The organism is Glaciecola nitratireducens FR1064 (genome assembly GCF_000226565.1).
GTDB classification, from domain to species: domain Bacteria; phylum Pseudomonadota; class Gammaproteobacteria; order Enterobacterales; family Alteromonadaceae; genus Glaciecola; species Glaciecola nitratireducens.
The window spans coordinates 689952-712239 of record NC_016041.1 but is presented as its reverse complement, the minus strand read 5'-3'; the positions used below and the strand labels follow the sequence as shown (position 1 = coordinate 712239).

The window sequence follows — 22288 nt, the reverse complement described above, 5'->3', positions numbered from 1 at the left end:
TCCTCAAATTTTCGTTTAAATTACAAAAGAAAAATGTCATATTTTTTATCAGCAAACGTCGTTCAAAAATTAGGGACGTGACTTGTCACATTGATAAACGACATGGGTAGAAAAGTTGTATTTTTCAAGCCTAAAATCTCTAATTTACCGAATAGAGTGCGCAGGAAAAATTTGCTTCTTACTTACAATCTAAAAAGATGTTTTTCAATTGTTATACCTACAGATCCTACAAAAAATTCAACTGTAGAAATCCAATCGACGATGAGATAATAGTGTTTGATGCACAAGATGTCTGTACAAGTTTTATACCTATGTTCACTAATCGCATTACATGACGGGAGAGCTGCTTTATCGTTAAATGCTTTTTATCTTATTCGCGTTCTTTACATTCACCTCTTATCATTTCAGTTGCATTAAATTCAGTAATTGGCCTATAGTATAAAATCAATTAAGGGAGTAACGGTCCACTGATGGATATACTTTTCTCTACCGAGCTTCAATCACTTTATGAAAATCGTGTAACAAATCTCGATAAACAGCAGTTAATACCCGAGGATATCATTGCAATAGTTGATGAGTTATCTTCTCGCGACATGGTTAACAAAACTGTTATAGGACACTCTTTTTCTGGCCAAGCACTCAATTGCCTAACCTTAGGGTTTGGCCCTAAAACAGTAGTCATGTGGACGCAAATGCATGGTGATGAGTCTACTGCTACAGCTGCCGTCTTAGACGTTATTCACCTACTCAGTGCAGAACTGGTCACCTCAATAAACGCAGATTGGCAAAGCCTGCTGACAATACACATTATTCCCATGTTAAATCCTGACGGTGCCCAAGTTGGAACGCGGGAAAATGCACAAGGTATAGACATAAACCGAGATGCAATGGCCTTGCAAACACCTGAAGGCAGAGCGCTAGATACATTAGTGACGAAAACACAGCCACATTTTGCATTTAACCTGCATGATCAGCACGACTATTATCGCTGTGGCACAGATGGCAAGTCTTCCACGCTTGCATTTTTGGCTCCCGCATTTAATTCCAAAAAGACGATTGATCCTGCTCGACAAAAAGCGATGGCGTTGATTGCTGAACTGCAACTTCAAGCTAAGCCTTTCTTGCCCGATAATATTGCTCGCTATGATGACGAGTATTCTGCTCGCTCATTCGGCGATAAAATCGCAGAACGCGGTATTAGTACCATACTCATCGAATCGGGACATTACCCAAATGACCCTAATCGTCAAGTTGCGCGATCAATGAACGTTTTTACCTTGCTGCATGCCCTAGATATGCTTTGCGATGAAGCAAGTTGGACTGACGATAAGACAATAAAAGAATTGGAAGAACGATATTGGCAAATTCCTGAAAACCGGGAATATCAACTTTGTGACTTATTAATAAAAAACTTAGGGTTCGCCAACAACAGCTTCACCACAGATATTGCGGTGCGAAAATATGATCGCTTTGAAAAGTCATTTTTTGTCGCTGATATTGGTGATTTGCACGAACATTACGGTCTTGAAACTATTGAGGCCTCGGGCTACCTATACGATCCGGGGCGGTCATATTTATTAAGTGAAGAGATATGCTTAACCAATGAAAGCTACATCTCTCTGCTCAAAAGTGGGTTCAGCCACTTTGTTGGTGACCCCCTCTTAATCGACAACCACTCGGATTATACTGTGATCGAAAATCCAAAGTATTGGCACGACGACCTAAAAATGATGAAAGGCGTCATCCCTGCTGGCTTCTTATGTAAGCACGGTGAACGTAAATTTGCGTTCATAATGGGCGAGTTAGTGGCGCTGTAAGAAACTAAGACTCTATCTATACCCATACATTAATCTACACATGTAAAACCGCTAAGTTATGCTAATATATCGGAAAAGGCAGCGTATTCCTTGCGCAGCTCTGAATTGACTTGAGCCCCTCACACATAATTAACGCTATGAAAAAAATTATTGCTATTGTTTCACTCTTCTTCAATAAGGCTCCATTTAATTTTGCGCTATCCGTCATATCGTTAACTAGCATCTCGTTGTTAAGCAGCGCCGCAATTGCCGACGATACAAAAGAAGCAGTTATCGTATTTGCTGCTGGAATGCCCGACATATCAAATCCTCGCTCCGGCAAATACGCTGAATTGCAGCACTTGGTGTCGCAGCAAAGAGAGAGTAAAAAAACAACATTCTTTATATTTGGCGGGGGCTCTGTTGGGCCTAGTGCACTTTCCAACCTCGATCGCGGCTCTCATATTATTGATATATTGAATAGCCTTGAGCCTGATGCAATGGGCGTCGCAAAACGTGAATTTAGTTACTTTGAAGATGAACTGTCGCTGCGCTCCTACGAAGCTGCGTTTCCAATGGTCGCTAGTAATATCATTGATCAACGTATTGGTTTAACCCCAGATGGTCTTGTCGATCAAGTGATCATTACCAAAGGCGCTATAAAATTAGGGTTTATTTCCATCGTTAATGAGCGACTAATATACGAATATCTGCTAAAGAACGTCATCGTTAAAGACCCCCTTACGACCATTAAGACAAAAGCAAAAGCTTTGCGTGATGCAGGCGCTGATATCGTGCTTTTACATTACTTCTACCCTTTTGATTTCGTACCACAGCTACTTGAGAGTAGAGATATTGATTTTGCATTTAACTCCAGCACTAGCTACGTTGATAAAAAAGCTTTAAATACACACCCTAGGCTGCTTTCGATTAACGAAGCTGGTCAGGCAGTTGTCGCGACAGTAGGCTTTAGCCCGCAATTAGACATATTGTCATCAGAACTTATCACACTCGCAAACATGCCGCCTGATCTAACCGTTCAGGCTCAAGTTAATGCCTATCAACTGAGGCTAGACCGGCTGTTAGACGATAGGATTGGCTATTGGGACGGAAAATTTACGACTCAACGCGACATCGTTAGATCAAGTGAAAATCTTTTTGCAAATTACATTGTAGATGCCATGCGCAGCCTTACAGCAACAGACATTGCAATTATAAACGGTGGCAGTATTCGGGGAGACACCACCTATGAGCAAAATGCCGAAATTACAAGAAGAACAATAGCAAATGAGCTCCCATTTCGTTCTGCACTCAATGTCATCTCAATTAAAGGGAAATATATAGTAGAAGCTCTGGAAATTGGCTTATCAGGTTTAGATGAACTAACAGGAACATTCCCTCATATTTCAGGCATGCGCCTAACATTTGATTCAGATGCCAAACCCGGAGAAAGGCTTGTGTCAGTCTTAGTGAATGGGAATAAAATAATACCAGAGCAAACTTACACCTTAGCAACAACCAACTATCTATTCGAGGGCGGAGACGGCTATACACCTTTGGCTCTGGGTAGCCAAATGAAAGACTCTATTGTATTAAAAAATATTTTAATTTCAGACTTAGTACAGCGGGACATTAGGCTAAAAGGGAAACTTAGCAGTAAAATAGACAACAGAATTGTTGATGTTGCACAACAAAATAACAAAGGTAATAAAAATTGAAGTCCAATTCACGACATACAATTAAGTTATTTACCTATGCTCAGTTGGGTATTGTCGCACTGTTTATTATTGTCGTTCTATTTTCGACCATTCGATTAACTGAATTGGGTAAAATACTAGCGGATCTGACTAACTCTACTATCCCCAAAATTTCTTATGCTGCTTCACTTAATACGCAAATACAGAATCTTGCAACATTGACTTCGATTTTGGCAAGTTCGCAAAATAGTCCAGCCCAACAGCTAGCGCGACAAACCATTGATAGTAGTCTAGTCAGCATAAACGAGTCGATGTTAAATGATGCTACTGACCGTCAGTACTTGCCTACACAACTTGCGACGCTCACCAAAGAGATAAATGAGCTAGACGGCTTAGTGAAACAAAGAATAATATTTCAACGATTACTGAATGACAAAAAGGACGCGCTCAATACCAACCTACAGAGACTTTTCGCGAGTATTCGGTTGATTGAAAATAGCAATGAAATTGAAAATATGTTGGTAGAAGTCTTATTGCTCAGCGTTAAAATCAGCGAACAAAATAGACTCCATGAAATTAGACAAATTGAATTGGCCTTAAACTCACTAACAATGAAATTAAAGAACAAATTAGTTGAGAGAAAATTAGACAATACAATACTTATAAAGCCCTTGGAAAGACTATTATTCGGCACCGAAGGTTTGATAAACCAGAAAGTTCAATCACTTCGCATTGATGGCAGAACGCGGGGAAGAGATAATTTTGTTCGAAACCTGATAGCGGATGTCGCTAGCAACTTGCAATATCAGGCATATGTTATGAACAAAGAGAGTATGGAGGATGCTAAAAAAGTTAACGAGTTAGCAGCTCAGTACTCAAAACTGACCATCATATCGGGTGTTTTTGCGGTCTTTTTAACCCTCGGAATTATCTACTATTTGCATCAACGTATTGTCTTGCGCTTGGTCTCGCTGTCGTCGCAGGTTTCTGTTGCTTCTAAAACACCGGAAGCTGTTATCAACATTGACGGTAACGACGAGATAGCGAGACTCGCCGACACTTTTTCTTTGTACTTGGAACGTGTTAAAGAACAAGAAAGTGCATTGCTAAATATGACGCTTACCGATCCCCTAACGGGCATTCCAAACCGCCGTGCATTTGAGCGTAAACTATCTGAAACCATAGAGTTGGCTATGAGAAACAAATGGGCGGTTACCGTCATATTAATAGACGTTGACTACTTCAAGTTATATAACGATCACTATGGTCATGCCGGCGGCGATGCCTGTTTACGATTAGTAGCCAGTGAGTTGAACAAAACCTTATTAAGGCAATCTGATTTTTGTGGCCGATTCGGCGGTGAAGAGTTCATATGCATTCTGCCAAATACAGGCGCAGAAGCAGCAAACGTGATCTGTGAGACGTTGCGATACGCAATTGAAGAACTAAAAATACCGCATGTGAAGAGCACAATAAACGACTATGTGACGATAAGCCTTGGTGCATCAACATTGACATTCAACCACAACAGCGATTTGACCAAGGAAATATTGATATTGGAAGCCGATAAAGCCCTATATCAGGCCAAAGCACAGGGACGGAATCGGAGTTGCTTTTCTCATTTCAATTCTGGGAATTTTTCCTTAAAGTAAACTCAATCGCCAGTGTTCAATGATTTCCCTAAAGAAAAGCGATTAACGTAACATTGCGTCCAACTGGTCGACTATTTCTGCCCAATCTGCGTCCTCTTGTTTCATTTGACGCAAAAACGTTTTCTGCGACGTGTTCCAAAAGTCTGCATCGTGCAGTTTTACCTTGGCAGGCAATGGGGAGTTAGCAACAATAAAAGCATTCATTTCCTTCTCTGAACTTCCTAAACCTAGCTGCTCAAACAAAGAGCTAATAGAGTGAATTGGCGTATACATTTTTGACTCCTGTTAAATTCAATTCCATTTAAGCTTAGCATAAAATAGATAAACTCGAGGCAAAGATAGCGCTTTTGATGAATGTCGAGTGTCTTCTTCTGAACCTTACCTTGTTAATTTTGCCATAAAGCAGGTTATACTAGGCAACATTGACTGTAGATATGTATATTCTATCTATTTATGTAGACTGCAGCGTCGAAAGCCGAGTAAATTGTTTACAAAGTTCTCTGATAAAAAGCATCATGGAAGTAATGAAACATATTCCGCTGCAATAAAACCAATACGTTCTTAAAGGAAAGATAATGCCAAATTGGACAAGGCTAGCGCAGGCTTCCCTTTTCGCTAGCACTGTTTTTTTAGTGGCTTGCTCAAGCATCTCTGATGTTGAGATGATGCAGTCCAAAAACTATAGCTATCGCGTTAAGTCCCTAGTCATGCACTTTACCGCAGTAAATTATCAAGAGTCAGTTGATGCGCTAGTTGCAGAAGGCAACGTTAGCTCACATTACTTAATTCCCAAAGCAGACGATCCGAGTTACCCCTACCGCGTTCCTAAAGTTTTTCAATTGGTCGACGAAAATCAGCGCGCATGGCACGCTGGTATTAGTTATTGGCAAGGCCGTTCGGGCCTCAACGACCACAGTATTGGTATTGAAATTGTTAACACGCCTTCTTGTCAGGAGGATTGGCCCGTTGATGCATCAGCTCAAGCCGTGATCCCAGAAATAATGGGAGCAGAAAAAAATCGAGATTTGTGTGTTTTTCCAGAATTTGAAGAAAAACAAATACAGCTATTAATCAAATTAAGCAAAGAAATACTCGCTAGAAACCCTGATATTGAACCCACGGCTGTTATTGGCCATTCAGATATCGCTCCAGCACGAAAAAATGACCCAGGTCCGAAGTTCCCTTGGTATCGACTATATAAAGAAGGCATTGGTGCTTGGTATGAAAATGACAGCTTAATGCATCACTGGCTGGCCTTTAATCAAACATCACCTAGCTTGGGACTGATTCAAAAAGCTTTAGGCACCTACGGCTACGATATTGTGGCAACGGGCAGAATGGACCAGCAAACTATTGATACTTTGAGTGCATTTCAAATGCACTTTGTGCCTTGGCAAGTTACTGGAGAACTCAATAATCAGACGGCTGCTGCGGTGTTTGCGTTACTCGAAAAATATTTTCCAACAAGCTATGTACAGTTGAATAATATTTATCAATCAGAAGTGCTAACAGCGCAAATGAAGCAACCGCAGAGAATAGATTTGGTGCAGCAATATCAGCTATCGAAGGTGTTTCCAGACCCTGCATATCAAACACCGAATGAAGTTCGCAATCGAGATTTATTCAAGGCGTATAAAGGTAGAGGGGAGCTCATCATTGAAACTGATGGTGCGAAGTCTGCAGATATATTTATTAATGGACAGAAACTTGGTTTAGATGAATTTAAGCAGCTTCAGGCTAACAAAGTGTCTATCCACAAACGCACTGTGGATGGTCTCAATAGCCTGCGCGTGGCCAACATCCAACCGCAGGGTGCTACGATCAAAGTTAGTATTCCTTACCCTACACTAGCCGACGACGTGAAGCCTTACGAGCCACTGTTTCAGAAAGTAGATCGCCTGATTAACGACAAAGTAAAAAATGGCTTCCCAGGGGCGACGCTGGCCGTCGTACACAAAGGTAAAATAATAAAAAGAAGCAGCTATGGTTATGCAAAAAAATACATCGCTAATGGCGACTTACTGACACAGACTAGCCAAATAGAAGATAAACAGTTAGAGGCTCAAAGGATGACGCCGGAGCATATGTTTGACCTCTATTCAAATACACAAGTGTTCGCCACGAGCCTTGCTATTATGCAACTCGTGAGCGATGGCACAATAGATCTTTACAAGCCTCTTCAATATTATATCCCCGAATACCGCGGCAGTGGGCGAGAAGTAATCAGAGTAAAAGACTTGCTGGCGCAAGCATCAGGTTACGCAGACACACTTGAGCTTTATAGACCCGATAACAAATATGGCGAGTATTTTTATTCTCAAAATAAGATAAAAACAAGTCGCTTACTGCTTACCGCTTTGCCTTTTGACTCTTTTGCAGGCAGCACACAGCAGTACAGTGAAACAAACTTTATGTTGCTTGGTCTTTTAGTGGAGCGGGTAAGTGGTATGCCTTTGGATGAGTATAGCCAAGACAAAATATACTCCCCACTTGGGCTCAAGCACACTTCATTCAATCCATTGAAGGCAGGATTTAGCAAAGATGATTTTGCTGCGACTGAGGTCTTTGGTAACACACTGCCGAGCAACGCTGATTTCCCTAATATAAGAAGGAATGTTCTGCAGGGCGAAGTGGCTGATGAAAAGGCTTTCTATTCAATGCAGGGAGTATCAGGTCACGCAGGACTTTTTTCAAATATCGACGACTTGGCCATATTGAGTCAGACTTTGTTAAATGGCGGCGGATATGGCGACGTGAAGTTATTTAGCCAGGCAACAATGTCTCAATTTTTAAGCCCTGCGGGGCAATCTAGTAGCATTGGGCTAGGCTGGAAACTCGCTAACAGCGATGCTAACAAAGGGCTTTTTAGTTCTTACGCCAGTGCTTCTGCATATGGGCACGAAGACGCTGCAGGCACTGCCGTTGTCATTGACCCCACCCTCGATTTGGCCATTATTTTATTGACCAATAAACAACATTCAAAGGTAAACATAGTAGAAGAAGGTGCCGTTACTGCTGCTGATAGTTTTGAAACAGGTAAATTTGGAAGCGTCATGAGTATGATTTATGAAGCACTCATTGAATTCGAAGCACAGAATCAGCTTCAACATGGAAACTAGGAAATAAATTATGGAATGGCTTACTGTCCTCCCACCCGTTATTGCAATTGCTGTTGTTATCTGGAAAAAGGAAGTCATTCTTGCTTTGTTTTTGGCCATACTCTGCTCGGAGTTGCTGTTAACAGTCACGACTTCATCTGGTTCTTGGCTTGGTACTCCGATTAATACGATTGATCGTATTGTAGAAACAGCAGCCTCTGACGGCACAACACAGATACTTATTTTTAGCTTACTGGTTGGCGCTTTGCTTGCATTCATCCGAGACTCTGGCGGCGTTAGCGCGACTGTGAACCGTGTGGTAAGCAGTGGCATTATCAATTCTAAAAAGCGCGTCGGCGGGGTTACCATGTTTACTGGTATCGCCATTTTCATTGAATCAAATTTGAGTGTGTTAACTGCGGGTATATTTGCTCGCGGGTTATTCGATAAGTATAAAATGAGTCGCGCACGGCTAGCCTATATTATTGATTCAACCTGCGCGCCCATTTGTATTCTCATTTTACTAAACGGCTGGGGAGCCTATGTTTTAGCCCTCATCAGCACTTATGATTTAGGTCAAGATCCACTGGCTGTATTATGGGGAACCCTACCTTTTAACGTTTACGCATGGTTAACGCTAGTGGTCGTTGCCTACACTATTTTCTTCGACAGAGTGCACGGACCGATGAAAGAAGCGGAAAAACTTCTAGAGTCTGTAGATACTTCGTTAGATTCGAGCCCTGCGACAAAATCTCGATTTATGCTAGTACCTCTATTCGTCATGATAATCGGTATGTTCGCCTTCATGTTCGTAACAGGCGACGGTGATATCACCCAAGGTAGCGGCAGTAAGTCGGTGCTGTATGCCACTTTCTTAGCATGTATTGTTGCCTATGCTCAGTTACTTTGGCACAAGCGCTTCACGCATAAACAGTCGGTTAAAATTGGCTTCAACGGCATGGGCGAATTACTGCCCTTGGTTACCATAGTGTTACTCTCTATCGCTTTGGGAACGAGTCTGAAAGCTCTTGGAACGGGTATTTTTGTGTCGGGTTTAGTTGGTGAAAACTTACCGTTGATGTTGGTTGTCCCGATGTTGTTTATTGCCGGCGGGATAATGTCGTTTACAACAGGTACATCATGGGGCACCTTTGCTATTCTCATCCCTATTGGCATGCCTTTGGTTGAAACTCTAGGTTTACCGCCATCATTGGTGTTAGCGGCAATATTAGGCGGTGGCATTTTTGGTGACCATTGCTCGCCCATTTCGGATACAACAGCAATATCGTCTCTGGCCGCAGGTTGCGACTTACTCAGCCATGTTAAAACGCAGATGCCCTATGCATTATTTGTCGGTGGCATAACAATTATTGCGTACATGCTTTTGAGCCTGCAAATACTGTTCTAGTATTTGCAGAGGATGATAAAAAAGGTTTAGCTTTTTGCACTTTTTATGAATAAATGCTTTTTGCAAAATTATTTTGCAAATATCTGAGACTCGTCAGCAAAACCTTTAAACTCAAGCGCGTTACCCGCGGGATCGAGTAAAAAGAAAGTCCCCTGCTCGCCTACCTTCCCTGCAAAGCGAATATAGGGTTCAATTACAAAGCTTTGCTTAGCAGTGCTTAGCTTTTCAGCAAGCACCGTCCATTCTTCCATGTTTAAAACAACACCAAAATGAGGCACCGGTACCGCTTTCGAGTCAACTTGGTTTGGCGCAGGTGCTGTTGGCATCTCGGCAACTAGATGAGTGACTAGTTGATGACCGAAAAAATTCCAATCTATCCAATGTTCGGAACGACGACCTTGTTCGCACCCCATAAGAGTGCCATAAAAGGCTTCTGCATCTGCTAAATTGGTTACCGGTATAGCTAAGTGAAAAGGTGCTGGCATATATTAATCCTATGAGAACTTTTTGAGTAACATGAGCTTCAATTTGCTAAAAGGCGCATATCGTATTGGAGCATCAAATTTGTAACTGCGTTTCATAACAGATTTAGTGTGACTAAAAATATCAAAACCGGCTTTACCATGGTACTGCCCCATTCCACTGGTACCTACACCGCCAAAGGGTAAATCATGATTCGCCATAAAAATACTGGTATCGTTTACACACACCGAGCCCGCGCTAATTTGCTCAACAAAGTCTGCCTCAAACTTTGCATTTGAGGTAAACACATAAGCAGCTAAGGGTTTTGGTCGCGATGTAATAAAATCGAGCATTTTCTGCTTCGATTTAAAGGTAACAATCGGCAAGATTGGCCCAAAAATCTCTTCCTGCATCAAAGCTGAATCAACTGAGGGCTGCACCACCACGGTAGGCTCAATAAATTTATCATCTAGCTTATGCTTACCACCGTGAATAACGTTTTGACCGTCTAGGTAATTAATTAATCGGGAGCAATGCCGTTGATTAATTATTCTTCCATAATCTTTTGATTGCGAGGGCTCTTTGCCATATTGCTTCTTAATTTCGGCAATTAAACGTTGGCTAAAGTCAGTCAAATATTCTTCTTCAATTAAAACATAGTCAGGTGCAACACAGGTTTGCCCGGCGTTCATCCACTTCCCCCAGACTATCCGACGAATTGCAACGTCTAGGTTTGTGTCTCCATCTACCACGCACGGGCTCTTACCGCCCAACTCTAGTGTTACTGAAGCTAAATGCTTAGCGGCAGCCGTCATTACTATACGCCCTACCTGCTCTCCCCCTGTATAAAAATACTTATCGAAGGGTTGTGCTAGTAACTCTGTGGTTTCGTCTTTGCCGCCTTCAACAACCTTGATTGCTGCGTTATCAAGGTATTTAGGCACAAGCTTAGCGAGTAGTGCTGACGTCGTTAGTGATAACTCTGAAGGCTTAATTACCGCACAGTTACCCGCCGCAATAGCGGCAATAAGCGGTGTAATGACTAATTGAAAAGGATAATTCCAAGCACCAATGATAAGTGCAACGCCGAGTGGTTCGTTGATTGTATAGCTTTTGCCGGGTTGCGCTATCATTGGTGTACTGATTTTATTTGGCTTCATCCAAGACTTAAGGCGTTTTACTGTGTCTGTAATGCTAGCAGTAGAATAACCAATTTCAGTTAACCAAGCCTCTGTTTTACATTTACCTAGGTCAGCATGGAGCGCCTCAATAATATCACTACTATTCTCTTCAATTAAGAGCGTTAAAGCGTTTAATTGCTCTACTCTCCATTCATATGACTTTGTCCGACCGGAGGCGAAAGTGCGCTTCAACTCATCGATATTCGTTGTGTTGTAGGTCGCAATTTGCGCTTGCTGAAAAGTAGCTGATACGTCTTGCATTAATTATGCTCTCAAAAATAGTGTCAATTATTCGGGCGTTATCTACAGCCTAGCAAAGCGTTTAAGTAAAGCAAGTAGCAGAGATGCCTTTACCCTTCGTTTAGTAGAGCCTATAGCCCTATTTATTGATTAACGTGAAATCTGCATTTAAAAAAAATGCCGACGTATTGTCAGCATTTTTTAGTCATTCAAAATCAACATCACCGTCCGTTTATACGACGGTTCTGATAAATGGTTTATTCCGCATAGGGGTGGCGCAAAACCATTGTATCTTTACGGTCTGGTCCAGTTGAAATGATATCAACAGGAACTCCGGACAACTCTTCTATACGCTTAATATAGTTTTGAGCAGCAACCGGAAGACCTTCGTAAGTTGTCACTCCGTAGGTATTGTCAGACCAACCTGGCATATCTTCATACACTGGAGTAACCAAATCGTAACCTTCAGCGGCTAGAGGTGGTATTTTGCTGACATTACCCGCAGCGTCCTTATAACCAACGCAGAGACGCAATGTTTCCAAACCGTCTAGCACGTCAAGTTTAGTTAAACAAAAGCCTGAAATCGAATTCAACTGCACGGCACGACGTATGGCAACTGCATCAAACCAACCAGTGCGACGTTTACGTCCTGTTGTGGCGCCAAATTCGTGACCTTTCACACCTAGGTGCTGGCCAACTTCACAATCTAACTCTGTTGGGAAAGGGCCTGAGCCGACGCGGGTTGTGTAGGCTTTGACAATACCCAAAACATAATCGATATTGCGTGGACCGAAACCAGCACCGGTGCAGACGCCGCCTACCGTTGTATTAGAGGAAGTCACATATGGGTAGGTGCCGTGATCAATATCGAGCAATGTACCTTGTGCACCTTCAAACATAATAGACTGTTTATTTTGTCTAGCAGTTTCGAGCAAGTCAGTCACGTCAACAACCATCGACTTCAAAAGATCAGCCACTGAAAGCGCTTGCTCTAGCACGGTATCGTAGTCAACAGCTTCAACTTTATAATACTCAGTGAGCATAAAGTTGTGATAGCTGAGCACTTCTTTTAATTTGATCGCGAAATCTTCAGGATTGAAAAGATCACCGACGCGCAATCCTCGGCGCGACACTTTATCTTCGTATGCTGGACCAATACCACGACCGGTAGTACCGATAGCTTTATTGCCGCGAGCTTTTTCTCGTGCAATGTCCAACGCAATGTGGAAAGGCAGAATAAGAGGACAAGCTTCACTGATCACTAATCGCTCTTTGACGGGCACACCGCGCTCTTCAAGCATTGCCATTTCAGTAAGCAGAGCTTCGGGACTCAATACAACACCGTTTCCAATCACGCACTTTACGTTTTCACGCAAAATACCAGATGGAATTAAGTGAAGTACCGTCTTTTCGCCGTCGATAACGAGCGTGTGCCCTGCGTTATGTCCGCCTTGGTAGCGAACAACAAAAGAAGCTTGGTCAGTAAGAAGATCAACGACCTTACCTTTTCCTTCGTCACCCCATTGGGTGCCGAGTACTACAACATTTTTAGCCATGAGAGGTATATATCAGGAAATTAGGCGGAGATTTTAGCAAAAATATGAGGTAAAAATCACCCCATATTTACGATTTATGCATTCATTATTAAGAAATAAGCACTTATGGCACCGATAACCACCAGCACACCACCCATTCGCCGCAAGGATTCACTGGGTTGCAGCGCCATTTGCATCAAAAACTGCTTCCATTTGTCCGGCAAAATTAAAGGCATCAATCCTTCAACAATTAATACAAAACAAATAGCTAAAAGAATGCTGTTTAACATCTAGTGTTCATCACTAATAAAGTAAACTGTATATTTTCCGTCGATATTCTGATTTTAAGGGAGCACCATCGGGTAGCGCATTGATCATATCCAACGTGATTTTTTTCGCGTCACCGAAGCCTAACTCTTTTCGCAATACAGACAATAACAATACTAAGGCCTCTTCAGTGCGATGCGCCTGATGAAGCTGAACAGCAAGTTTAACTTTAATCTCCATGTTGTCGGGATCAGAATCAAGCTCGGCCTGAAGCAATTGAATTTCAGGTGAATCTGCAGCCTGCTCAGCTAATTCAATTTTACCCATAATTGCGTGATACTTTGCATCTTGGTCAGCCAGTTTCACTTGCTCTAATAGCTGTTTAGCCATTTCAGCCTGCCCCACTTCAACATAGCAATCTGCCATAGTTAGGCGAATATCAGCACGTTCGCTGTTTAATTCAAACGCCTGCTTAGCAAACGTAAAAGCGTCGTGATAGTTACCCTGCTGAATCAACTCAATGGCAGATTGCAACAGTCCATCTTCTGCTTTTGGTAAGTGTTTATCTAGCATCTCACGAATTTGGCTTTCTTCTTGGGGGCCTGCGAAGCCATCGAGAGGTTGCCCGTCTTTTACAAGGATTACCGTAGGTAAGCCTTTTATACCAAATTGCCCTGCAATTTCTTGTTGTTCATCACAGTTAACGCGTGCATACAATAAGTCGCCCGTGTATTCACCTGCAATATGCTGAAGGACTGGCGCTAATTCAGCACATGGCTCGCTCCACGGCGCCCAAAACTGAATCATCACCAATTTGGCTTTTGATTCTTCCAAAATAACATGCTGGAAGTTTTCTAAGGTAATATCGATCTGATTCGCATTCGCTTCTGGCAACATAACTCTACTTCTTTCTATCTATGAATACGTACAATTATTGGGTTTTATTCTTGGAAAGCAACCTGTTTCGTAGACACTTTTTAATGTTCTGTGTGTTTAAATAGCACTGCGTCTCAATTCTTAGCAAAATTGTGTATGTGCAAGAATATGCTAACATCACACTAGAACAAAGAGAGAGATTGAGTGACATGGACAAAAAATATAATAGCTTCAGTGAATTTTATCCGTATTACCTATCAGAGCATGAAAATAACACGTGCCGCTTGTTGCACTTTATAGGTTCATGGTGCGTGCTGGCGCTCATCGCCTATTCTGTGACAACTAATCAATTAGTTTTACTCTGGTTTATTCCCGTTATTGGGTATGGTTTTGCTTGGGTAGGACACTTTTTCTACGAACACAACAAGCCGGCCACGTTTCAATACCCGTTATATAGCTTAATGGGCGATTGGGTTATGTTTAAAGATATCTTGGTTGGCAAGATCTCGCTTAAAAGCTAGGGCTCAATAAACAGAGTTTCTCGTTGAAAGAAACCAAATCGCATGAAAGGCTTGTGTGGACAACTCGCTTAGAAAAGGAGATTGTTTTTTAGCACGAGGGCGCAGACTATCACAGCCTTTCTGCTGTATAGCGTGCGCCACCGTTGCTATGATTGTTTATTTTCTAGAGTGTAGCGCGCAGCATCCAAGCTGTTTTTTCATGAACTCGCATGCGATCCCCTATGAGTGAAGCGCTCGACTCATCATCAGCCTCTTGGGCAATCTTCAGTACTTCTCTGGATGTACGAACCACTGTCTCATGCGCCTGCATCAGAATAGTCACCATCTCTTTGGCTTCGGGTACACCGTCAATTTCTTTTACACTACTGAGCTCTGCAAACGCACGGTAGGTACCTGGGGCAGTAAAACCTAAGGTTCTAATGCGCTCTGCAATGTCATCCACGGCTATGGCAAGCTCTGTGTAATGTTCTTCAAACATCAAGTGCAGCTCACGAAATTGCGGGCCAGTGACATTCCAATGGAAATTGTGGGTTTGCAGATACAATGTGTATGAGTCCGCTAAAAGCTTTTTTAAACCTTGAGCAATTTCTTGTCGACTTCCTTCGCTAATTCCAATATCTATTTGACTCATTCTTTATTCTCCAGTTTGCTAACTAATTATGCTCCTTTGCTACAGAGCATCTTTTATCGAGCATCTTTTACTTCGATCGGAACTCGTATCACTTTGTTATTTTCAAACCTCAGCGACAATACGAATTGCTCGCCTGTTGTAAGTGGCTTTTCGAGTCCCATAAGCATGATATGCTTCCCACCGGGCGAAAATTCAAGGGTAGAACCAGAAGGAATTTCGAATCCGTCCGTTGCTTCACGCATTTGCATCATTTCCTCTTCCATCTGAGTTTCGTGAAGTTGAGCATCACTCGCCACTGTGGAATCAACACTAACCGATAAAAGCTTAAGATTATTTTCACTCTGATTATCAATACTCAAATACACTGCCCCCGTTTTCGCAAGGGCAAACGTTGCGCGTGCCCAAGCATTTTCAACAGTAACCTTACCTTTTGCTTGTTTATGTTCGTGTGCAAAAGACAGTCCTGAATATGCCATGAAAATAACTAAAGCAGACAAAACAAGCAGGCTTCTTTTTAATTGAGGCATAGATGCTTCCCTTTATTTGTGTAACCAAAATATGAAGTTGACCTTTAATCAAAAATTGATGAAAAGCAAGAGCTGGTTCAGTAAAACTCAAATGTAACGAAGAATTACCAGCTCTAATATAGCGTAAAATAGTCGTCAAATTTGCAGTTATTGCAGGATATTTTGTGGCAAACCGCGAAGACGGTAACGACATAGGATGTATCAGATTGGGTAGATAAAGTATGGCAGGAATTGCCATATAACAGTCAAAGCTAACTAAGTTTGAAGGATACATGACGATTGACAATTGCTACTAGTCTCAATAATTTCTAATGTGATAAGCACAAAGAACATACCTTCACCTTAAACGCCTTGAAGTAATATTTATTATAAAAAAAACTTGCATTAGTTGATTACAAGTGTAATCTAAAATCATTGATTACATTTGTAGGCGATAAAAATTGATAGAACTTTCTAAAGCAGAATTTGAAGTACTCGACGCACTTTGGACAAATTATCCCGCTAGCGCGAGCGAAATCATTGAACGTATCAGTGACGAAAAACAGTGGCATGAAAAGACGATAAAATCCTTGCTCAGCAGATTGCATAAAAAAGGAGCCGTTAGCTTCAATAAACAAGGTCGCTTATATATTTACTCCCCCACCATTGAGCGTGCTGATTATACCCTCAAAGAAAGCCGTAATTTTATAGAGCGACTTTTTAGTGGCCGAATTGCCCCTTTGGTTAGCGGTTTTGCAAAATCACAAGAATTATCTCAACAAGATATTAACGATTTAAAAAAAGTAATTACTGATTGGGAAGATAATCAGAAAAAATAAGGAACCTAGCATGTCGCATACTTTTTTCATTTGGCTTATCGAGCAGCAATTTTTGCTAAGCGCATTACTGCTGACAATTGTTTTGTTGGAACGATTCTTTTTAAAAGCACTTAGCCCAAGCTTTGTCTACAAACTTGTTTTAATAATTCCTTTCGCCATGATGATAAGTAATTTACCAGACAGTTTTAAGCCCTTACAAAATAATCAAATTAGTTACTATCTAATTTCGCCAAACACTAATTACTTGAGTAGCGATAATTGGGAGTGGGTATATGCATATTTTGCGATCACTATATTGCTGCTGGTTTACATATTGATTGTACATATGCGTTTTATTGGCAAATTAGATTTATGCCCTATTGCACTCAAAAACCCCTTCAAAGGAAGCAATGTAAACAGCACATTCGTGAGCAATGCAATTAAAACGCCCATGGTAATAGGCCTCTTTAACAGCAAACTCGCACTTCCTACAAACTACGACAAACAATTCACCGAGAACTCACTAACGCTGATTTTAGAACATGAGTCCATTCACATTCAGCGCAAAGATAATTTGAGTAACAGCCTGTTCCTTTTACTCACTGTTTTACTGTGGTTTAACCCAATTGCTTGGCTTGCATATGGCAGTTTCCGTCGTTTACAAGAGCTTTCTTGCGATGAGCGTGTCCTTAACAATAAAACTATCGAACAACACATTCTATACAGCAAAGCCCTAGTAAGTTGTGCGGCAAAGTCGCCTGCAACACTAATGGCTTATTCACACTACGGAGATAAAAACATGATATTACAGAGACTTACTCATATTAAACACAATGGAAAAAATTCCAAAATTGCCAAAAGCGGTCTGTTATTAGCAGCAGCTTGCATGCTCAGCACTTTAGCTATTGCAAAATCAGCGACACAAGAAGAAAGTAAAGCAGATCATGTTGCACCTATATTGCGGGTTGCACCAGCATACCCAGCTCACGCCGCTGAAAAGGGAGTTAGTGGTAGCGTAGTACTAAAATTTGATATTACTTCGACAGGAACTACATCGAACATAAGTGTTGTAAATTCGACTCCTGAAGGCATATTTGACCGCGAGGCAAAAAAGTCGCTAGCTAAATGGCAATACAATCCATCTGCGCAGGGGCATCAAAATGTATTAGTGCAGCTTGACTTTGCAATTGACTCAGAAGCAGCTATTGCGCCTTCACCTGAACGTGCAAAAGTGATTAATTAGTATTCCCAAATTAAGCTAATGTTTTACGCAGCGGAGCTTTTGGGACAACATGTTCAATAATCCGCAATTCGCTCGAAGGAGACTATATTTAGGGAGAGATTTAAGCCTGACGAATATATTAGGCTGATAACGAGGGAAGTTAAACTTAGACGTCTGTTTTTCATACAATTAATTTGGAGACGCACCAGAATGTGTTTCATGAAAGCAACATAGTTTGATGCGATTCAAAAACTGAGGACTTATATTTTTTCCATTTGCGCTCTTTCGCTAGCTTTCAAGCGCATATAGCAATATTGAAAAGGATGTAGCTCAAAAGAGACACTAGCAACGGTATTAAAATTTTAATTTCAATACCGTTGCTGCGGCCTTACAGCCCGATCTATTCTGGAACTGCAAAGCTAACGTCAGTGGTTGAGCCGTCTTCACCGACGTTTGTTTCAGTTATTGCTATAAACTCAATATCATCATCACCTTCTGGATCTGTATCTGTTGAGCAAGTAAGTGCAAGGGTATAATCACCAGCGCTTATAAAGCCTATCTCGAAGCTATAGCTTGTTGCGCCATCAAAAAGAACCGGCGCACTAGTTAAGGATTCAATACTCTCTGCTCCGCCATTGTCAGCTAATTCAGTAGTGTCTAAATTGATCCCTTGATACACGTATACACTAGCAACAGTCTCGCTTAAATCCTCCGGCATCACATCACACATATTATTCATTAAAAGTGCTTCACTTACCGTACCTTCAATATGCCCTGATTCTGTGTTATCGACGATCCGCACACCGCGAGGTTTAAGGATATAACCTTCCTGACCAACGGGATTTGTCATTCCTTTGCGCAAATCGAACTCAACGGTGAGGTCGGTTATACCGCCTAAAGTTGCGGTGAAGCCGTCCAATTTTAATTCGTTTGACGGCACTCTAATAGGGATCCTATCGGCGCGTCCGTCTTGGTCGTTGTCATCTTCGATACCGTCTTTATCTAAGTCAACGGTGGCATAGGATAGTGGACTCATCACTAATCTTATTTGATTGTAGTTGCCCGGATTTATTTCAATGTTATTTAGTAGTTCAGTGCTATCAGCACCAGTAAAAGATAAGAGGTCTATGCCTCGAGTATTTGCAACAATGGCATTGTTACTGTCTGTACATAAATCGTTTGCGGTAGCCGTTCCTATAGTGTCGCCTATAAGAAACGTTTGATTATTAGCGCTGTCTGATGATTTAAGCTCTATTTGACTAAAGCATGCCACTACAGTGACCGCATTTTCAACCGGCGCATCACTCACCGATAAACTAAAACTAGGCGCATTTAGCGCTGTGTTGTCTGAATCACCGCCACAGCCTTGTACTAAAACTGCTGATATAATAAGGGCTAGCGTCGTTTTATTCATTTTAATTCCTGTTTGTAGTTTAACCCATTTTGGGTCGTATTTATTTTTCATCTGTTGAACGTTGTTCTTTATTAGACAAGATGATCATGGATAGTCATTCTTGGTCAGCTATTAATGATATAAGGGCTAATAAATAAACTTACGCTTGGGTGAGGCCTATTGAAAAAGTTTGCAATAAACGCGCCATGTGACATCAAGTTCCGCAAACGCTAAATACCTCAAGATAAAACGTCGCCGAACAATGATAAGGCTTGAAGTGCAGATGTCGTAGACAAGAAGTGGCGTGAACCGGACTTACAGGAAGCAATGTGCAATGGCCGCAATGCTGATTATGATGAACCAATTTCTATATTTAAATAAGAATCAATAAACGCGTTTATTTTCTCCCATGGAAGCGGTGCGCTGAAGTAATATCCCTGAATGTTCATTGTGCCAATCGATTCAATGGTTTTTAGCTCAGCTTCAGTTTCAACGCCTTCAGCCACCACATCAAGAGACAGTAAATTTGCTAAGCCAAACACTGTTTTTATAATGGCGGCTTTATTCTCCTGCGTATCTAAATCTGTTACAAAACTGCGATCTATTTTCAATACATCGATAGGTAAAGTTTGTAGATAACTAAGCGAAGAATAGCCGGTACCAAAATCATCCAACGCGATCTTAATGCCATTCTCTCGTAACGCGCTTAACTCATTTAATGCCATATCCATGTCTTGCATAATGGCGGTCTCGGTTACCTCTAGACGAATGGAGCTTGTTGGCAGTTGATGCTGCTGTAGCAAACTGACTACTTTATTCGCTAAGCTGTGACCTTCAAACTGCTTCGCAGAAACATTGATCGCAACGTAAAACGCTTTTCCTTTCATCGCACCGTTTTGCAGTTTTTTTACCATTTGCACTGATTGTTTGATTACGGAGTCGCCTAGGTCAACCATTAGCCCGCTTTGCTCTGCGATAGGAATAAACTCATCGGGCGGAACAAATCCAATGGTTGGATGTATGAATCGAGCCAAGGCTTCGAAGCCAACAATATCGTGAGTAGAGGTTTGCACAATGGGCTGCAAATACACTTGTAACTCTCCATTACTGATGGCTTTTCTTAATTCGCGTTCGACCAACGCCAGGCGAGCAATTTTTTCATGAATCGCTTTATCATAAACGTACACACCATTCGATTTTCTGCTCTCTCGCAAAGCTGCTGAAGCGCACTTAAGCAATTCTGTTGTGCTCGATGTGCTAATTTCAGTTGACCCCACGGCGCCTACCGATACCGACAAGTAGTGCTTCACATTGTAATCAACATTGAAAGGTTGCTCGAATTGGTCGACTATAAGGCCACAGATTCTTTTTGTTAACTTATTGTCTGCAGTACCCGTAATCGCGAATATATCGCCGGTCAGTTTAGCAAGCATGGTTCCTTTCGCTGCAATCGTTGACAAGCGTTTGACTACTAGCGCTCTAAAAGGATTGACCATCTCAGGTTCCACTAATTGGCTTAAGTTGCTGTATTGCTTTACGTGTATAAAGTAAAGCGTTACCGCTTGCTTTTGGTCTAGCTGATCTTGTAAAAATTCGAGTAAAGATGATTCGTTCGGTAATCCCGAAGCTTGGTCGCGAGAGCGTAGCTCACTAATATCGGTTTGCGTCCCCGCTAGCACGCTAGCATTGCCATGTTCATCAAATTGACATGCGCCACGACACAACATCCAGCGGTAACTGCCATCCTGTGTTTTTAAGCGATATTCGTTTCGAAGCTGTGTTTTTTGAGATTTTTTTGCTTCTTCAATCGACGCTCTGAGCGACACTATGTCGTTAGGATGAACCAGATTAAACCAGTTTTGCAGCGGCATATTAGCGTCATAATTGTCATTCGAAACTAACGAATTCCAGTGCGATGAAAATTCAATTTTATTTGTTTTTAAATCCCAAATCCAAACGGTGTCACTAGAGCCCTCTATTACCAAGTTCAAAATTTGAGTGCGTTCAGCTATCTTCTCTTCTTGCTGCTCTGCAAGAACTTTAAATTTATCGATATGACGGCGCACTTTTTCTAACAGAAAGTTGACTAATACAGCAAGTTTTTGGCCTTGTATATCCTCAGTATCGGTGCGAACGTGTATGTCAAAATTATTATCCAAGGTATCGCAAATCTGGTCACCGATGCTTGCGATAACGCGACGTAACTCTTTAGCGGAGCTTAACTTTTTAATCATCGGGGTTAATTACTTTAATTTTGACATGCTGATGCTGATCAGATTTTGACTGCGGCCATTGAAGGTTGAAGCTACATTCACTTTGACCTTCCTTGACACATCGAGTGCAGCTTATTGATACGGTTTCGTTATATATGCTGCTAACTTCATGAACTAAAGCCTTGAAAAGGCCACAAAGTAGATTAGGGGAGCGATAATCTATTCTCACGAGCCTTGGACTAAGCTGTGTTGCTGAAAATTTGTCAGTGACTTGTTTTCTATCTTCACTATGTTGCAGGCCAGAGGCCATGACTGCATGAACAGTGGCTTGGCGCATCAAAAATTCTTCAGAGGTTTTAGATATTTCGAAAAATCGGGGAAATAAATCTCTGACTTGGTTAATGAAGGCCGTTGCATATAGTGCGTATACTTCATTTGCAGATAAACCGGTTTCAACCACCGCAGCATCAATTAACTTTAAGCAGTCAATATCGGAGTAGTTTTGATCGATACGAAAATGCATGTCGGGTGGTAAACCAGCGTGCTGTAAAACGCTCTGCTTTAGACTTTCGCCGCCAGTTGACACCAATAAGTCCATTAACACTTTTTGAATAATACCGATCATGAAACGTTTATTTTCTCGCTTTTGTTGAGTCTCGACGACAAACTATTATCTTTAACGACAGCTTGATTAAAGGTCTGATATTCGTTTTTCAGGCTAAAACGCATTTTAAGGACAAATGTGAAGAGGCGATGGACGATATACTTTAAT

19 protein-coding genes are annotated in these 22288 nt (G+C 41.6%); 8 read left to right on the top strand and 11 right to left on the bottom strand.

Features of this window, described 5'->3' with window-relative positions:
* Positions 1-470 precede the first annotated feature (470 nt).
* From GNIT_RS03030 to GNIT_RS17610, 3 genes are all read left to right on the top strand, one after another.
* Positions 471-1817 (top strand): M14 family zinc carboxypeptidase, encoded by a 1347-nt coding sequence (locus tag GNIT_RS03030; protein ID WP_014107664.1) that lies wholly within the window; start codon positions 471-473, stop codon positions 1815-1817.
* A 137-nt stretch (positions 1818-1954) separates the two neighbouring features.
* Positions 1955-3514, top strand: coding sequence for a bifunctional metallophosphatase/5'-nucleotidase (locus tag GNIT_RS03025; protein ID WP_014107663.1), 1560 nt, complete (start codon positions 1955-1957; stop codon positions 3512-3514).
* Positions 3511-5145, top strand: coding sequence for a GGDEF domain-containing protein (locus GNIT_RS17610; RefSeq protein ID WP_014107662.1), 1635 nt, complete (start codon positions 3511-3513; stop codon positions 5143-5145). Before GNIT_RS03025 ends, GNIT_RS17610 begins: the two co-directional genes overlap by 4 nt.
* 42 nt (positions 5146-5187) lie before the next feature.
* On the opposite strand, the gene GNIT_RS03015 is transcribed toward GNIT_RS17610, so the two are convergent.
* The gene (locus GNIT_RS03015) at positions 5188-5418 is read right to left on the bottom strand and encodes a DUF2789 domain-containing protein (protein WP_014107661.1); all 231 of its coding nucleotides are present in this window, start codon (positions 5416-5418) and stop codon (positions 5188-5190) included.
* A gap of 302 nt (positions 5419-5720) precedes the next feature.
* On the opposite strand from GNIT_RS03015, the gene pbp4b reads away from it, so the two are divergent.
* Together pbp4b and GNIT_RS03005 are read left to right on the top strand one after the other, a co-directional pair.
* Positions 5721-8264 carry a penicillin binding protein PBP4B gene (gene pbp4b, locus GNIT_RS03010; RefSeq protein ID WP_014107660.1) on the top strand — a complete coding sequence of 848 codons (2544 nt, stop codon included), beginning with the start codon at positions 5721-5723 and terminating at the stop codon, positions 8262-8264.
* A gap of 10 nt (positions 8265-8274) precedes the next feature.
* Complete coding sequence (locus GNIT_RS03005; protein ID WP_014107659.1) at positions 8275-9651, top strand: Na+/H+ antiporter NhaC family protein; 1377 nt, start codon at positions 8275-8277, stop codon at positions 9649-9651.
* 68 nt (positions 9652-9719) lie between these two features.
* Here the strand turns inward: GNIT_RS03005 and GNIT_RS03000 are convergent, their stop codons facing one another.
* The 5 genes from GNIT_RS03000 to GNIT_RS02980 all read right to left on the bottom strand — a co-directional run bounded on the left by GNIT_RS03000 (position 9720) and on the right by GNIT_RS02980 (position 14233).
* On the bottom strand, positions 9720-10136 hold the full coding sequence (locus GNIT_RS03000; RefSeq protein WP_014107658.1) for a VOC family protein: 417 nt from the start codon (positions 10134-10136) through the stop codon (positions 9720-9722).
* 9 nt (positions 10137-10145) lie between these two features.
* Positions 10146-11555, bottom strand: a complete 1410-nt coding sequence (locus tag GNIT_RS02995; RefSeq protein WP_014107657.1) for an aldehyde dehydrogenase family protein — start codon at positions 11553-11555, stop codon at positions 10146-10148.
* 236 nt (positions 11556-11791) lie between these two features.
* Positions 11792-13090, bottom strand: coding sequence for an adenylosuccinate synthase (locus GNIT_RS02990; RefSeq protein ID WP_014107656.1), 1299 nt, complete (start codon positions 13088-13090; stop codon positions 11792-11794).
* Between the two features lie 74 nt (positions 13091-13164).
* A complete protein-coding gene (locus GNIT_RS02985) occupies positions 13165-13359 on the bottom strand; it encodes a DUF2065 domain-containing protein (RefSeq protein WP_014107655.1) in 195 nt (64 codons plus the stop codon).
* Between the two features lie 13 nt (positions 13360-13372).
* Positions 13373-14233 carry a thioredoxin family protein gene (locus GNIT_RS02980; protein WP_014107654.1) on the bottom strand — a complete coding sequence of 287 codons (861 nt, stop codon included), beginning with the start codon at positions 14231-14233 and terminating at the stop codon, positions 13373-13375.
* A gap of 188 nt (positions 14234-14421) precedes the next feature.
* On the opposite strand from GNIT_RS02980, the gene GNIT_RS02975 reads away from it, so the two are divergent.
* Entirely contained in the window at positions 14422-14733 is a 312-nt protein-coding gene (locus GNIT_RS02975) for an Mpo1-like protein (protein ID WP_041246275.1), read from the top strand.
* 163 nt (positions 14734-14896) lie between these two features.
* On the opposite strand, the gene GNIT_RS02970 is transcribed toward GNIT_RS02975, so the two are convergent.
* Positions 14897-15364 carry a Dps family protein gene (locus tag GNIT_RS02970; protein WP_014107652.1) on the bottom strand — a complete coding sequence of 156 codons (468 nt, stop codon included), beginning with the start codon at positions 15362-15364 and terminating at the stop codon, positions 14897-14899.
* 53 nt (positions 15365-15417) lie between these two features.
* Positions 15418-15891 carry a copper chaperone PCu(A)C gene (locus GNIT_RS02965; RefSeq protein ID WP_014107651.1) on the bottom strand — a complete coding sequence of 158 codons (474 nt, stop codon included), beginning with the start codon at positions 15889-15891 and terminating at the stop codon, positions 15418-15420.
* Positions 15892-16331: 440 nt separating this feature from the next.
* Between GNIT_RS02965 and GNIT_RS02960 the strand changes: the two genes are divergently transcribed.
* Complete coding sequence (locus GNIT_RS02960; RefSeq protein ID WP_014107650.1) at positions 16332-16709, top strand: BlaI/MecI/CopY family transcriptional regulator; 378 nt, start codon at positions 16332-16334, stop codon at positions 16707-16709.
* A 10-nt stretch (positions 16710-16719) separates the two neighbouring features.
* Positions 16720-17931 (top strand): M56 family metallopeptidase, encoded by a 1212-nt coding sequence (locus GNIT_RS02955; protein ID WP_014107649.1) that lies wholly within the window; start codon positions 16720-16722, stop codon positions 17929-17931.
* Positions 17932-18310: 379 nt separating this feature from the next.
* Here GNIT_RS02955 and GNIT_RS02950 read toward each other — a convergent pair whose 3' ends face one another.
* The 3 genes from GNIT_RS02950 to GNIT_RS02940 all read right to left on the bottom strand — a co-directional run bounded on the left by GNIT_RS02950 (position 18311) and on the right by GNIT_RS02940 (position 22141).
* Entirely contained in the window at positions 18311-19324 is a 1014-nt protein-coding gene (locus GNIT_RS02950) for a DUF4382 domain-containing protein (protein ID WP_158307645.1), read from the bottom strand.
* Positions 19325-19653: 329 nt separating this feature from the next.
* Entirely contained in the window at positions 19654-21537 is a 1884-nt protein-coding gene (locus GNIT_RS02945; protein ID WP_014107647.1) for a bifunctional diguanylate cyclase/phosphodiesterase, read from the bottom strand.
* On the bottom strand, positions 21530-22141 hold the full coding sequence (locus GNIT_RS02940; RefSeq protein ID WP_014107646.1) for a heme NO-binding domain-containing protein: 612 nt from the start codon (positions 22139-22141) through the stop codon (positions 21530-21532). The genes GNIT_RS02945 and GNIT_RS02940 overlap by 8 nt, the downstream gene beginning before the upstream one ends.
* Positions 22142-22288: the final 147 nt, after the last annotated feature.

Excerpts from the sequence above, each read along its gene's own strand:
- GNIT_RS03030 (WP_014107664.1), top strand. The coding sequence starts at position 471 with ATGGATATACTTTTCTCTACCGAGCTTCAATCACTTTATGAAAATCGT.
- GNIT_RS03025 (WP_014107663.1), top strand. The coding sequence starts at position 1,955 with ATGAAAAAAATTATTGCTATTGTTTCACTCTTCTTCAATAAGGCTCCA.
- GNIT_RS03015 (WP_014107661.1), bottom strand. The coding sequence starts at position 5,418 with ATGTATACGCCAATTCACTCTATTAGCTCTTTGTTTGAGCAGCTAGGT.
- pbp4b (WP_014107660.1), top strand. The coding sequence starts at position 5,721 with ATGCCAAATTGGACAAGGCTAGCGCAGGCTTCCCTTTTCGCTAGCACT.
- GNIT_RS03005 (WP_014107659.1), top strand. The coding sequence starts at position 8,275 with ATGGAATGGCTTACTGTCCTCCCACCCGTTATTGCAATTGCTGTTGTT.
- GNIT_RS03000 (WP_014107658.1), bottom strand. The coding sequence starts at position 10,136 with ATGCCAGCACCTTTTCACTTAGCTATACCGGTAACCAATTTAGCAGAT.
- GNIT_RS02995 (WP_014107657.1), bottom strand. The coding sequence starts at position 11,555 with ATGCAAGACGTATCAGCTACTTTTCAGCAAGCGCAAATTGCGACCTAC.
- GNIT_RS02990 (WP_014107656.1), bottom strand. The coding sequence starts at position 13,090 with ATGGCTAAAAATGTTGTAGTACTCGGCACCCAATGGGGTGACGAAGGA.
- GNIT_RS02985 (WP_014107655.1), bottom strand. The coding sequence starts at position 13,359 with ATGTTAAACAGCATTCTTTTAGCTATTTGTTTTGTATTAATTGTTGAA.
- GNIT_RS02980 (WP_014107654.1), bottom strand. The coding sequence starts at position 14,233 with ATGTTGCCAGAAGCGAATGCGAATCAGATCGATATTACCTTAGAAAAC.
- GNIT_RS02975 (WP_041246275.1), top strand. The coding sequence starts at position 14,422 with ATGGACAAAAAATATAATAGCTTCAGTGAATTTTATCCGTATTACCTA.
- GNIT_RS02970 (WP_014107652.1), bottom strand. The coding sequence starts at position 15,364 with ATGAGTCAAATAGATATTGGAATTAGCGAAGGAAGTCGACAAGAAATT.
- GNIT_RS02965 (WP_014107651.1), bottom strand. The coding sequence starts at position 15,891 with ATGCCTCAATTAAAAAGAAGCCTGCTTGTTTTGTCTGCTTTAGTTATT.
- GNIT_RS02955 (WP_014107649.1), top strand. The coding sequence starts at position 16,720 with ATGTCGCATACTTTTTTCATTTGGCTTATCGAGCAGCAATTTTTGCTA.
- GNIT_RS02950 (WP_158307645.1), bottom strand. The coding sequence starts at position 19,324 with ATGAATAAAACGACGCTAGCCCTTATTATATCAGCAGTTTTAGTACAA.
- GNIT_RS02945 (WP_014107647.1), bottom strand. The coding sequence starts at position 21,537 with ATGATTAAAAAGTTAAGCTCCGCTAAAGAGTTACGTCGCGTTATCGCA.
- GNIT_RS02940 (WP_014107646.1), bottom strand. The coding sequence starts at position 22,141 with ATGATCGGTATTATTCAAAAAGTGTTAATGGACTTATTGGTGTCAACT.